This window comes from Methanohalophilus profundi, assembly GCF_004137855.1.
GTDB classification, from domain to species: Archaea; Halobacteriota; Methanosarcinia; order Methanosarcinales; family Methanosarcinaceae; genus Methanohalophilus; species Methanohalophilus profundi.
Map to the genome: position 1 here is coordinate 1,153,316 of NZ_QBKB01000002.1, position 12,940 is coordinate 1,166,255.

10 protein-coding genes, 1 pseudogene and 1 other annotated feature are annotated in these 12,940 nt (G+C 44.8%); of the genes and pseudogenes, 4 read left to right on the forward strand and 7 right to left on the reverse strand.

The window, feature by feature from the left end:
- Positions 1–89: a sequence feature (5S ribosomal RNA rRNA prediction is too short), on the forward strand.
- A gap of 1,087 nt (positions 90–1,176) precedes the next feature.
- Positions 1,177–3,593 (forward strand): annotated as a pseudogene (locus tag C9889_RS06070) (DNA-directed DNA polymerase).
- Position 3,594: 1 nt separating this feature from the next.
- Here C9889_RS06070 and C9889_RS06075 read toward each other — a convergent pair.
- Positions 3,595–4,764, reverse strand: coding sequence for an ABC transporter permease (locus C9889_RS06075; RefSeq protein WP_129597981.1), 1,170 nt, complete (start codon positions 4,762–4,764; stop codon positions 3,595–3,597).
- A 6-nt stretch (positions 4,765–4,770) separates the two neighbouring features.
- Positions 4,771–6,048 (reverse strand): phosphopyruvate hydratase, encoded by a 1,278-nt coding sequence (gene eno / locus C9889_RS06080; protein WP_129597983.1) that lies wholly within the window; start codon positions 6,046–6,048, stop codon positions 4,771–4,773.
- Positions 6,049–6,199: 151 nt separating this feature from the next.
- On the opposite strand from eno, the gene C9889_RS06085 reads away from it, so the two are divergent.
- Entirely contained in the window at positions 6,200–6,577 is a 378-nt protein-coding gene (locus C9889_RS06085) for a transcriptional regulator (protein ID WP_129597985.1), read from the forward strand.
- Here the strand turns inward: C9889_RS06085 and C9889_RS06090 are convergent.
- The 5 genes from C9889_RS06090 to nadC all read right to left on the reverse strand — a co-directional run bounded on the left by C9889_RS06090 (position 6,574) and on the right by nadC (position 11,031).
- Entirely contained in the window at positions 6,574–7,023 is a 450-nt protein-coding gene (locus C9889_RS06090) for a PPC domain-containing DNA-binding protein (RefSeq protein ID WP_129597987.1), read from the reverse strand. The two genes, C9889_RS06085 and C9889_RS06090, sit on opposite strands and share 4 nt — an antisense overlap.
- A gap of 9 nt (positions 7,024–7,032) precedes the next feature.
- Positions 7,033–7,713 carry an ABC transporter ATP-binding protein gene (locus C9889_RS06095; RefSeq protein WP_129599461.1) on the reverse strand — a complete coding sequence of 227 codons (681 nt, stop codon included), beginning with the start codon at positions 7,711–7,713 and terminating at the stop codon, positions 7,033–7,035.
- A 29-nt stretch (positions 7,714–7,742) separates the two neighbouring features.
- On the reverse strand, positions 7,743–8,849 hold the full coding sequence (locus C9889_RS06100) for an FtsZ/tubulin family protein (protein WP_129597989.1): 1,107 nt from the start codon (positions 8,847–8,849) through the stop codon (positions 7,743–7,745).
- Between the two features lie 20 nt (positions 8,850–8,869).
- Positions 8,870–10,117 (reverse strand): COG1361 S-layer family protein, encoded by a 1,248-nt coding sequence (locus C9889_RS06105; RefSeq protein ID WP_129597991.1) that lies wholly within the window; start codon positions 10,115–10,117, stop codon positions 8,870–8,872.
- Between the two features lie 77 nt (positions 10,118–10,194).
- Positions 10,195–11,031: a carboxylating nicotinate-nucleotide diphosphorylase gene (gene nadC, locus C9889_RS06110; RefSeq protein WP_129599462.1), complete on the reverse strand. Its 837-nt coding sequence runs from the start codon at positions 11,029–11,031 to the stop codon at positions 10,195–10,197.
- 101 nt (positions 11,032–11,132) lie between these two features.
- Between nadC and C9889_RS06115 the strand changes: the two genes are divergently transcribed.
- Positions 11,133–11,948 (forward strand): aspartate dehydrogenase, encoded by an 816-nt coding sequence (locus C9889_RS06115; RefSeq protein ID WP_129597993.1) that lies wholly within the window; start codon positions 11,133–11,135, stop codon positions 11,946–11,948.
- Between the two features lie 74 nt (positions 11,949–12,022).
- Complete coding sequence (nadA, locus tag C9889_RS06120) at positions 12,023–12,940, forward strand: quinolinate synthase NadA (RefSeq protein WP_129597995.1); 918 nt, start codon at positions 12,023–12,025, stop codon at positions 12,938–12,940.

Genomic DNA, 12,940 nt, shown 5'->3' on the forward strand with positions numbered 1-12,940 from the left:
AACTCCTGTACCCATCCCGAACACAGAAGATAAGCCTGCCAGCGTTGTATACTGTACTAAAGTGCGAGAGCCTTTGGGAACTATGCATCGCTGCTGACTCAACTTATTGACACTTAATTATTATTAATAATGCTTTATTTCTAGCAGCCTTTTTGAATCAATGTTAAATTTCCAGAAATTCTCTTTCTTGATTAATCTGTTTTCCAGATGTTATTTGGTATCTCTACTCTCCTATCATTATATTTTTTTTTAAACATAGAGATTTTCTTTCTCAAACTGTCTTTTTAGAGGACTTCTTACAGGACTCCAAAATCTATTAATAGATAAAAACTAGAACTCTTAGTTGGTGTGAGGGTATAATCAAATATCTAGTTTGTCTATTATTTAATTAGTTTTTTCGAGAAGTCTTCTAATGTTAACTAGAAATTTGAAACGCTGCCCTTTTTTTAGGCTCTTACAGTTTATCGATGCACAAAAGTGCATCCAACTCAGACTGTCCTCTAAGCTCTGCAAGGCAGATCCTGATTATGGAACACGAGTGAATGAATGATTGGGTGGAAAGGAAGTTGAAAAACTTGCATCCATGACAAAAGAAGAGTTTGCAAAGGCAACTGCAAAGCAAATCATATTCGACTATGGTTGCAGGTTTCATCGCAGAGTCAAAAAGTGACTTCGCTGTGAAATCTTAAAATATTTTCTTTGCTCTTTTAATCCAGTGATTGTTTGGTAGGAATTCCAGACACTTTGTCTTTTATAGGTATGTCATTGGGTTCAAGTTATAAATAAGAAATCTCATATAGCATATCCATAATCAATTACCCATTCACAGTGAAAACCATGACCACAAACCTACCTGATCAGTTAGAGTTCCAGCTCATAGATGCCGACTACTTCAGACAGGACAACTCTCCTGTAATCCGCCTGTTTGGGCGTTCTTCAGAAGGTAAAAGTATATGCTGTCAGGTACCCGGCTTTGAACCTTACTTTTATGTCAACTGTAATGCAGATCTGGAACAGGTTGCATCTGATATCAAACAACAATTCGAGCAGGTAAAAGCCATTGAACAGGTTGAGAGGTTTGAACCGGTAGGCTACCAGACCACATTCACCCGCATGTTAAAGATAATTACCCATGATCCGGGTAACGTGCCGGAGATCAGGGATGATATAGCCGCCATGCCTGCTGTAAAAGAGATCTACGAGGCAGACATCCTATTCAGGAACCGCTTTCTAATCGACAGGGACCTGCATGGGATGGGCTGGATGCGGTTGACCCCCCAGGGTGGCCTGCAGGACCTCCCCCTCTGCAATATAACCTGCAGCAGTGAGGATGTGGAAGAATTTGAAAGAAAGGAACCTGCACCCCTGAGACACCTGGCCTTTGATATCGAGTGTTTACCAGTGGACGGCAATATGCCCACTCCTGAAACCTCTCCCGTTATAATGATCAGTATATCCTGTGCACCGGCCTATCAGGGTAAAGAAACCATAGTCCTGATAGCCAAACCTGCTGATGGCGTGGATACTGATGTGGAAGCCTGTCAGGATGAAGCTTCCATGTTGTCCCGGTTTTTTGAGATCTTCAGGGAATACGATCCCGATGTAGTGACCGGCTACAACAGCAATGATTTTGATATTCCCTATGTAACAGATCGTGTATCCATTCTCAACAAAAATGGCCACAGGATAATATCCGATGTCGGCAGGGATGGCAGGAGCCTGGGTTACAGGAGAATAGGCACTCGCACAATGGTTGATATCACCGGCAGGGCCGTAGTCGATGTTTTGCCCCTTATCAGACAGGAATTCAGCCTGAAACGCTATACACTCAGGAATGTCTCTCATGAATTGCTCGGCAAGGAAAAACTGGATGTTTCCCCTCAGGACATGGAAGAATATTGGGAAGACAATGGTGCCAAACTCTATGAATTTATTAATTATGCCAGACGTGACTCAGAGCTTGCCCTTGAACTGCTCCTGCACCTAAAATTACTTGATAAACATATAGCTGTGTCCCAGGTCAGCGGAACTCTGCTTCAGGACGTTATAAGCGGTGGCCAGACCAATATGGTCGAACAGTTACTCCTGAGTGAATATGGCAAGCAGAACAGGGTCATGTCATCCAAACCCGATGAACATACATCCCAGCAAAGAAGGAAGCTGAATGAGAATCTTAAAGGAGGGGCAGTCCTTGAGCCTCATAAGGGGTTACATGAAAACGTTCTTGTGCTGGATTATAAGTCACTTTATCCCACCATTATAATGGCCCACAATCTCTGCTATACTACCGTTGTGGAAAACACCAATTTACAAGCAGATGACCTTATAGTCTCTCCTACCGGGGATAAATTTGTCAAACCCCATCTATACAAAGGCATAGTACCCTCGGTACTCGAGGACCTTTTGAGAAGGCGCAGTGAGACCAAGCAAATAATGAAAAAGACCCGGGATGAAAATCAACACCGTGTCCTTGATGCCACCCAGCTTGCCCTGAAAATCCTGCTCAACAGTTTTTATGGCTATTCAGGTTATGCCCGGGCCCGTCTGTACAGTCTGGGAATGGCCGGCTCAGTAACAAGTATTGGCAGGGAAAATATCTCCCGCACAGAAGAGATTGTCTGCAGCCAGATAGGCAGTGTGGTGCTCAGGAATGACGAGGTCTATTTCAGGGATGAAGCAGGCGAGATTGGACCTGATGACAAAGAAGTGAACCTCTCCATTGTGTACGGGGATACGGACAGTGTTTTTGTGCACTGTATGGATAGGGATAACACGGAAATATCTCCTGATGACCTGACTTTGGAGGAATCTGCCCGTGTGGGCAGCAAAGTTGCTTCGCTGGTAACCGCATCCCTGCCGGACCCCATGGAACTTGAGTTCGAAGCCACCGCCAGGCGTGTTTTGCTTGTAGCAAAAAACGCTATGCACAATGGCTGTTTGAACCTGAGGGTGATGGCTGGAAAGATAAGATCAAGGTCAAGGGTCTGGAAACTGTCAGGCGTGACTGGTGTGAGCTGACATCCAATATGTTAAACCGGGTACTGGAATATGTCCTGAAAGAAGGTAATGTAGAAAAGGCAGTGGAACATGTGAAATCCACAGTGGACAGGGTGCGCAACCTGGATGTCACCCGGGATTCTGATATTATTGATGATCTGGTACTGACAAAGACCTTTTCCAAGAGTCCTTCAAGCTACAAGAACAAACAACCTCATCTCACAGTTGTGGAAAAGATAGAACAGCGTACCGGCATGCGTCCTTCCATCGGGGAGAGAATTCCCTTTGTGATAGTTGCGGGCAAGGACCTTTTTGTAAATCGCGCGGAAGACCCTGAGTATGTCAGGCAGCACAACATAGCCCTGGATGTTGATTACTATATCCAGAAACAGCTCCTTCCACCGGTGGAACGCATCCTTTCGGTATTCGGTGTGAATATAGCGACCCTGGATCATGACTCCAGGCAAAAGGGGCTTTTTGATTTTTCAAAAAGCAAACCTGCCGACAACGGTTGTCAGATGAATGCTGAAATAAGGGAACCTGAAAAGGAGAAACTTCCTGAAAACGGCAACCAGAGTTCCCTTCTTGATTTCTGAATCATATACTTTCTATGGCTTCCACGGGATCCAGCTTTGATGCCTTTCTTGCCGGATAGACCCCGGCGATCATATTTATTATAAAAGCAAAAATGGAGGCATAAAAGAAATTCATTGCCTCAATTTTCATGGGCATGCGTGTAAGGCCCAGATACATTTCGGCAGGCAATTCTATTTCGTAGGATCCAATTGCCACAGCTGTAAAATATCCCAGTACAAGACCCAGTAGCAGGCCAAAAGCTCCCAGTATTGTAGATTCTATCAGGAATATTTTAGTGATGCTTTTCCTGGAAGTGCCCATTGCCATGAGCATTCCGATCTCGCTTTTCTTGTCCATGACAATATTGATCAGTGTATTGGCGATACCAAACCCTGCAGTAATATAGATCAGGATATAGTAAAGCCACACAAGCACCTTCTGGGTATTGAGTAACTCCAGGAGTTGACTGTTGATCTCAATCCAACTATCAGCCCTCAGACCTGTTTCTTTTTCAATTTCAGAAGCGGTTGTCTCTGCCTTATAGGGATCTGTGAGGCGCATGGATATTGCAGTGATTGTTCCCTTCTCATCATAAAAATCCTGCAGCGTCTCCAGTCTTGCATAGGCAACACTTTTGTCCCGGCCGGTGCCACTGTCAAAAATCCCGATAACTTTCAGGGAAACCTCGCCTGCTTGAGGGGAGGTTATCTGTAGCCACTCACCAGGTCTTGTTTCCAGATCATCAGCCAGGTCATCCCCGATAAGGATGCCTTTGCCATTTCTGGAAAGTTCTTCATAATTTCCTTCCACAATATCGGATTTAATGTGCATCACACTGTCTTCATCCGGAGGATCCACTCCAAATATGTTGATCCCTGCGGAATTATCCCGGTATGTAATCACGGCCTGTTTTTCAAGGTATGCAGAAGAAGCAATAACGTTAGGTGTACTTTCGATTACAGACTTATAATAATCATAGAGATGTATACCTGCATCTTTGTCCTCTGCAGGATACACCACTATATGAGGAGAGTTTTCCACTGTCTTTTCTATCAGTTCATCGGTAAATCCGGTCATAAGGGACATCAGGACTACAATTACCACTACAGCAAGGGCTACAGCAAGGATGGAAAAGAATGTATTGCGCTGTTTTGAAATGATATGCCTGCGGGCAATCCTGAATTCGAACATAAAGTTTCAGAGCTGCACATAACGTGCAGCATCTCCCAGGTTTTCTTCAATACGCAGAAGTTGGTTGTACTTGGCAGTTCTTTCCCCTCTGGCCGGAGCTCCGGTCTTGATAAGATCCGCTCCGATTGCCACTGAAATATCTGCAATCATTGCGTCTTCGGTTTCTGCAGACCTGTGACTTACCACTACATTATAGCCGCTGCGGAATGCCATGCTTGCAGCATCAAATGACTCAGAAAGAGTACCGATCTGGTTTACCTTGAGCAGAAGAGCATTTGCAGCTTCCATCTCGATGCCTTTAGCAAGCCTTGCAACATTTGTGACAAACAGGTCATCTCCCACAATAATTGTCTCCCAGGCTTCATTGGTGAGGTTTGCAAAATCCTCAAAGGCTTCCTCATGGAAGGGATCTTCAATCATTACTATAGGGTATGTGTCAATCAGGTCGACGTAGAAATCGGTAAGTTCTGCTCCGGTCATGGTGGTCCCGTCGATATTGTAGTTTTCCCCATCGAAAAACTCAGAGGCAGCGGCGTCCATCCCGATGGTCACCTCGGACTCGGTATATCCCGCTTCTTCGATGCCACTTACCAGAGCATCCAGGGCATCCACTGTCTGGTCAATGGGTGGAGCATATCCTCCCTCATATCCCACATTGGTTGCAGAAGCACCATATTTGTCTTCCAGGACCTTTCCCAGGGCACTATAGGTCTCGCTTCCCATCTGCAGGGCATTTGAATAAGTATCAGTTCCTTTGGGCTGGATCATGAATTCCTGGATCGCCAGACCATTGCCTGCATGTTTGCCACCGTTGAGGACATTCATTGTAGGAACGGGTAGTGTAAAGGAATTAGATCCTCCAAGATACCTGTACAGGGGCATATTGAGCGAATCTGCAGCTGCATTGGCAACAGCCATTGAAACACCCAGGATGGCATTTGCACCGAAAGTTATCTTGTTGTCGGTTCCGTCTAGGGCTATCATTAACCCATCAATCTCCCTCTGGCTGCGCACATCATAACCCGTCAATTCCCCGGCTATTGTTGTATTGACATTGTCCACGGCATCGAGGACACCTTTACCATTGTAGCGTTCATCCTCCTTATCCCGCATTTCAATGGCTTCATTTGTTCCTGTGGAAGCTCCTGAAGGGACACTGGCCCTGCCAAAACCCTTTGGCGTGAACACATCAACCTCCACTGTGGGGTTTCCCCTGGAGTCCAATATCTCTCTTGCATGAATCTTTTCTATCCGGTATCCTGCTTCTTCTGCCCTGTAACTCATGATAATTCCGCCTTGGACTTTGTTTACTGAATAGGAAATTACTGTATATATAATATTCTTGTCCCTGAAATCTTCGTTGTTAATGTTTTGTACGTATTTACGTATAATGCATTCATAAAATATATATTAATGGAGCCATTTTTCTTCCTTTATGAATGACGTTGCTTTCATACAGCTAGATTCCGGCAAGAGGGAGATTGCAGATTTACTCCAAAACCTCTCCCTGTCCCGGATAGAAGCTCTAGCTATGGCCTGCCTTATTGATGGTGATTCGCTTACCTCAAGCCAGATTGAAAATCTCACCGGCCTGAGACAACCAGAGGTAAGTGTTGCCATGAAGCCTCTCTGCAAAAAAGGTATAGTGGAGTCCTGGGATCAGAAGTTATCAAAGGATAGGGGTAGGCCTCGGCGTTACTATAAATTAAAATTAACTTTTGATACATTCATAAAAAATATGGAAAATGACATATCGTCCGAAATAGAGTGTAAATCCCACGCGTTCAATAGGCTAAAACAGATCTGTACTTAATTCTCTTTTTCCCCGAAATTGATAGGAGCAAATCCTCTTGTACTGTCAAATTTGCGCAAAGCATTCATTCCGTCAATTTCAAGAAGAAGAATTTCCGTTACCATGAAGGCTTCATTGTGCTTTCGCATGCATCCGATACTGGCTTTTCCATCCCTGCCCAGACCGGTATGGAGATGAACTACGGGTTTTGTATTCTCAAGCATTATGTTGCCAATACCGATTATTTCGTGCGGATCCACAAATGAATTCCATATGGGCTCTGGAGGTATCATATTTTTGAGTGGGCCGGTAACCAGATTTGAAGTCCTGCATGCTCCCAGCATGAAAAGGAATGCTTTTTCTATAGTTTTTTCTTCTGCCAGGGCCGTTATACTTTCTATTATGTCTTCACCGTCATCTACCCTGAGGACAAATACCCTTCCTATCTTTCCTTCTCTGTATTCCATGTTATTCCCTTATTCAGTAATTTTGCCATCTACGATTCTGACGATCCTGTCGGTTTTGCGGGCCATGTTTTCCTCATGGGTCACCAGGATGAATGTCTGGTTAAATTCCCGGTTCAGTTTCCTTAATAGTTCGTAGACCTTGTCACTGGAATTACTGTCCAGATTCCCGGTAGGTTCGTCTCCGATAACGATTTTTGGGTTGTTGACAAGTGCCCTTGCAACGGCGACACGCTGGTTTTGTCCCCCTGAAAGCTGGCCCGGAAAATGATGAAGCCGGTCTTCCAATCCAACTTCATTGAGCAATTTTTCAGCTTCTCTGGTAGCTTCATCCTTTTTCTTGCCGGCTATCAAAAGAGGCATCATTACATTTTCCAGTGCGGTGAAGTCGGGTAAAAGGTGATGATACTGGAAAATAAAGCCAAGCAATTTGTTTCGTGCACTGGATCGCTGCCGGTCATCCATGCTGGTGACATCCTGGCCGTCAATCAGGATAGTGCCTTTTGTGGGCGTGTCCAGAATACCTATCATGTGGAGCAGGGTACTTTTGCCGGATCCGGAAGGGCCAACTATGGAAAGGAATTCTCCCTTTTTCACATCAAGGTCCAGTCCGTCAAGCGCCTTTACCTCGACACCATCTCCATAGACTTTTTCCAACCCACGGATTTCGATTATATTGTCTGCTTGTGGCATGTCTCTTCCTGGAAACATTGCACCTCATGTCAGTAATGCGGTTCCAGACCTTCTATCTGGGAGAATGCCTTATCGACTTCCTTGTCTTTCTGGACCCGTTCTTTTTTCTCTTTTTCGATATTGATAGCATCGACTGCAAGATGATAAAGTTCTTCCAGCTCGGAAGCGGATTCAAGGGTAAGGACAGACAGTACGCGGGGGTATTCACCTTTGCGGACGATTATTCCTTTGAAAACATGGCCTACTGAATCAGAAAGTTTCTCAACTTCCGTAGAGATTTCATCGATACTCAGGTAACTCTTGTCACCCCTGATGATCATCATGGACCTGCTTGCTTCCTCGTAAACATTGGTATTAAACAGTAATCCGCTTGGGGATACAGCCTTCTGGATGGCTGTTCTGATAGGTACTTCCCCGTCTGCTTCGTAGTAACCAATGGTTGCAATCCCGGCTCCTCCGCTCATGACCGTCTTGAAATCACCCAGGTCTGTGACCATCATCATCTCACTGTCCAGGGAATCCAGCAGGAATATTAGCCTCTTTGCGATCATCTCATTTATGGAATCATAGGCAGATTCCACGTCCCCCCCCATCTGTTTGAGGTACTGGTTATCTGCAAGGATTATCCCGTCAACCCCACTTTCCCTTATATCCTTGAGGGCAAATGCGGCATTTTGCAGGTAAAGTGTCCCTTCTTCCCTGAAAGGCAGGACAACGACTGCATATACCGGATAATCATTTTGTTCTTTCAATTCCCGAATAAGGGATGGAGTAAAAGATGATCCTGTGCCCCCGGAGGCAGAAGTTATAACAAAAGCAAGATCGAAACTACCTCTCTCATCGAGGTTGCGCATTATCTGGGATTTATTTTCGTCAAAAACTTTCCTTCCCACGTTTCTGTTTGCACCAACCCCGTGCAGGTGAGGTATATGGATTCGATCCTTTGCCTTGGTATATTTCATTTCCTTGAGGTCGTTTACGGCAGTATTTATGGCAAGGGTTTGTACATTACTTTTATACTGTTGTTTTGAATAGAATTTGGCAAACCGACTTTTGGAGCCGAATGCCTGCCTGTTTATAGAGTCCAGAATACGGTTGCCACACTGTCCGTTTCCGACCATAAGTATGTTGAGCAATTAATTCCTCCGGATGATATTTAAAAGCGGTATTGTTGGCGGCGGTAATATATCCATGCTGCTGCCCCAAGGATGATGACTACAGGCACGATATATACATATAGCGGCTGCTCGAAGATCACATCGTATTTGCCTTTTGTGACTTCCAGTGCATTTGTTGTTGTTTCACTGTTTATTTCTTCTGCTTCAGGGTCTTCAGCACTGATGTAGGAATAGGAGGCTGTTACCGGATAACTTCCCATTTCTTCTGCATTGACGTTGAATGTGAATTCCTTTTCCTGTTGCACTCCCAGGGTTTGCAGGTATATTGTGGGAGTACCACTGATAATCTCAATCTCACTGTCCCCGCTTTCATATTCAAGCCCATCAGGAAGCTGGATGTCCACGGAAACTGCTTCAGCATCTCCTTCGCCGTTATTTCTTATGAGTAATGTTACTTCAGTACTCTCCCCTCTCGGTATAACAGGTTCCTGAAGGTCTGCCGAAACTTCCACATCTGCCATGGCTGCAGGTTCGCCTTCCACTGTGATTGTAGGAGTGTTGGAACTTGTCTGCGGGAAATCAACTCCCGCATTGTTGGAAAAGGTTGCAGTAGTAGGTTTGAGTGTAAATGTGCCGGGTTCTGTTGACGTGATGCGATAGACAAAGATTTGCTGTGATTCCCCAACGTCCAGGGACATCTCCCCGGATTGGCTTACGAAAGTTTCCTCCAGGATGAATTTCTCGGGGAGGTTGTTGGAAAACCTGAGGTCAGTTGCCTCGTCATCCCCTTTGTTTTCTGCCCTGACAGTAACTGTTACTGAATCACCTGCTTGTATGGTATTAGAACTTACACTCTTGGTAATTTCAATAATGGGTGTACCGGAAAATTCCGCCTTTTCATGGCCTCCATCGACAACTCCCTTTGTATTGATTATGTCCTCATCGGTAATTGTGATGGCTATTTCGGCACGGGGTAAAGTACCTGTCTTTGTATCAAGAAGTTTCACTTCAACTTCTTCATTATCGATTTCAAAGGTAAAAGTGTCGTTAATATCCAGCCCTTTGTCCATCAATTCAGTGTCCTTCTCATACACATAAAACGATGCATAGTCTTCTGAAGGGAACACATCGGCTACATCTATTACATGATTGTTTATCTGGTACCCGTCACCGGCTTGTATATCTCCTTCATAAAGAACACTTTTTGCAGAGGCAGAGCCCGCAAATACCACTGAGGACAAGGCTGCTATCAAGAGCAGGCATACTATCATTTTTTTGAATTTCATGTTCCCCTCGCCACGATTTTTTTATAATTTGTTATCTGAATACTGCCTAAATACACTACTGGAAACCAATATAAAGTTTATGACATAAAAGACTCTTTCATCTCCATACTCAGATCGGCCCATTGTGCTTTATGGATCAAAGATCCCATAGAGATTACGTCAATTCCGGTTTTTGCGTATTCGGCAAGGTTTTCGGTGTTTATCCCTCCCGACACCTCTACGATTACCTTATTCCTTAATCCTGCGTGACGTAACTTTTCCACGGTTGATATTATTTCTGAAGGGGACATATTGTCCAGCATAATGATGTCCACTCCCATCTTTGCAGCCAGAATGGCATCGGTTGTGGATTCAACTTCAGCTTCTATTTTTTGCGTAAAACTTGCCATTTCCTTTGCTTTAAGAATTGCATTTTCCAGGCCCATTATATTCCTGTGATTGTCCTTTATCATGATGGAATCGGAAAGATTGAACCTGTGGGGATCCCCTCCACCCGCGATTACAGCCAGTTTTTCGAATTCCCGGATTCCCGGAGTTGTTTTACGGGTTGCAGCCACAACTGCTTCAGAACACTCATTTACAGCTTCCACGCAATCTCTTGTAAGGGTCGCAATACCGCTCAGGTGTCCCAGGAAATTCAAACTCAACCTTTCAGCACGTAATAAGGATACTGTGTCTGCCTTAAGTTCAAAGATCACATCGTTATTCCGGACTTTTTCCCCGTCTGCAACCTTTCTTGTATATTCGATATCAAAATAATCAAAAATGGCCTCTGCAATCTCCACACCGGCAATGACACAATCCTGCTTTGCAAAAACCACGGCTTCTGCAATTGTATCCGGCACCATCTGGCATGAGATATCATGATAACCCAGATCTTCGCGGATGAAGTTCTCTATCTGTCCTCTCAGCATCCTTTTCACCGGATTTACTTTATGTTCGAGGAGTTTTAATAGGCTTTGTAATGATAATACTTTTATGTGCTGCCCCTCTAGAACATAAAGGAGTCTCATTAATGCTTAAAATAGGAGTTTTCGGTTGTGGTGCCATTGGTGGCGAGATCTGTAAGGCTATTGATAATGGCCAGATTGAAGCAGAACTCTATGCTATATATGACCGCCATAATGAATCCCTGGACAGGGTGAAAAGTTCACTGGAAAATTTTGACCCGCAGATCATGGAAATTGTTGACATGGTCAGGGAGGTAGACCTGGTGGTAGAATGTGCTTCCCAGCAGGCGGTTTATGAAGTGGTTCCCGCGGCGTTGCATGCAAAATGTGATGTCATGGTAGTAAGTGTCGGGGCTTTTGCTGACACACAACTTCTTGGCATGGCCGAAAAAATAGCCCGTGAAAAAAATTGCCGGATTTACGTCCCTTCAGGTGCCATCTGTGGGATAGATGGTTTGATATCCGCTTCTGCAGCTGCTCTGCATTCAGTCACCCTGACAACCGAAAAACCCACCGGGGGATTAAGGGGTGCTCCTTATGTCCTTGAAAATAATATCGATATTGATTCCATAACTGGCAGAACTGTTCTTTTTGAAGGTTCTGCGGCCGAGGCGGTACAGTCATTCCCTGCAAATGTGAATGTGGCTGCTACTTTAAGTCTTGCAGGGATTGGATTTGATAATACTAGGGTAAGGATAGTGCTCAATCCTGCCCTGACAAGAAATGTCCATGAAATCGCAGTAGAAGGTGAGTTTGGAAGGTTTACCTCCAGAGTGGAAAATGTGCCTTCTCCCACAAATCCAAAAACAAGTTATCTGGCTCCTCTTTCCGTAATTTCTACCTTGAAGAAGCTGACCCAATCCTTCAATGTGGGAACCTGAAATCGCATAAACTTATATGTTATATGATCTATGTATTCGCCCGGAATTCATTATCCCGGGATTGCAGTGGTAATATGCAGGATAAGCAGGCTATAATAGACAGGATTAATGTCTTGAAAAAAGAAAAAAATGCGGTGATCCTTGCCCACAATTACTGCCGTGGCGATGTACAGGATATAGCTGATTTTGTAGGTGATTCACTCGGCCTGAGCCGTCAGGCAGTTGAGCAGCCCGCTGATATCATTGTTTTTTGTGGTGTGGATTTCATGGCGCAAAGCGCTGCTATCCTGAGTCCCCACAGGAAAGTACTCATTCCCGACAGGTTTGCCCGCTGCCCGATGGCGGCAATGGCTACTGCAGATGAGGTAAGGAAAGCCAAAAAACAACATCCTGATGCGATGGTTGTGTCCTATGTAAACAGCAGTGCAGAGGTGAAAGCAGAGAGTGATGTATGCTGTACCTCCGCCAATGCGGTGGAAGTTGTCAACTCACTGGATTGCTCGAAAGTACTTTTCATTCCTGACAAAAACCTGGGAGATCATGTGGCCAAAAATACTGATAAGGAAATAATTCTGTGGGATGGCTACTGCCCGACCCACAACCAGTTACGTGAGTCGGATGTGGCCTCATCTAAAGAAGCCCATGCTGGCGCCGAGATCCTGGCTCATCCGGAATGCAGGCGGGAGGTGCTTGAAAAAGCAGATCATATATTCAGTACCACAGGAATGACAAGACATTGCTCCTCCTCGGGTTCAAAAGAATTCATTATCGCTACGGAAAACGGGCTTCTGCATCGCCTGTGCAAGGAAAATCCGGATAAGCACTTTTACCCCTGTTCCGAATATGCGATCTGTCCGGATATGAAAACCATCGACCCTGCATCTGTTCTGGCTTGTCTGGAAAATGAAGAATATGAGGTCAGAGTAGAGGAAAAGGTCAGAACACTGGCCAAAAGAGCTCTCGATCGTATGCTTGAAGCAGGAAGAAAATAA

Bases quoted from the DNA above. Each gene is read 5' to 3' on its own strand.
- C9889_RS06075 (WP_129597981.1), bottom strand. From the start codon at position 4,764: ATGTTCGAATTCAGGATTGCCCGCAGGCATATCATTTCAAAACAGCGC.
- eno (WP_129597983.1), bottom strand. From the start codon at position 6,048: ATGAGTTACAGGGCAGAAGAAGCAGGATACCGGATAGAAAAGATTCAT.
- C9889_RS06085 (WP_129597985.1), top strand. From the start codon at position 6,200: ATGAATGACGTTGCTTTCATACAGCTAGATTCCGGCAAGAGGGAGATT.
- C9889_RS06090 (WP_129597987.1), bottom strand. From the start codon at position 7,023: ATGGAATACAGAGAAGGAAAGATAGGAAGGGTATTTGTCCTCAGGGTA.
- C9889_RS06095 (WP_129599461.1), bottom strand. From the start codon at position 7,713: ATGCCACAAGCAGACAATATAATCGAAATCCGTGGGTTGGAAAAAGTC.
- C9889_RS06105 (WP_129597991.1), bottom strand. From the start codon at position 10,117: ATGAAATTCAAAAAAATGATAGTATGCCTGCTCTTGATAGCAGCCTTG.
- nadC (WP_129599462.1), bottom strand. From the start codon at position 11,031: ATGCTGAGAGGACAGATAGAGAACTTCATCCGCGAAGATCTGGGTTAT.
- C9889_RS06115 (WP_129597993.1), top strand. From the start codon at position 11,133: ATGCTTAAAATAGGAGTTTTCGGTTGTGGTGCCATTGGTGGCGAGATC.
- nadA (WP_129597995.1), top strand. From the start codon at position 12,023: ATGCAGGATAAGCAGGCTATAATAGACAGGATTAATGTCTTGAAAAAA.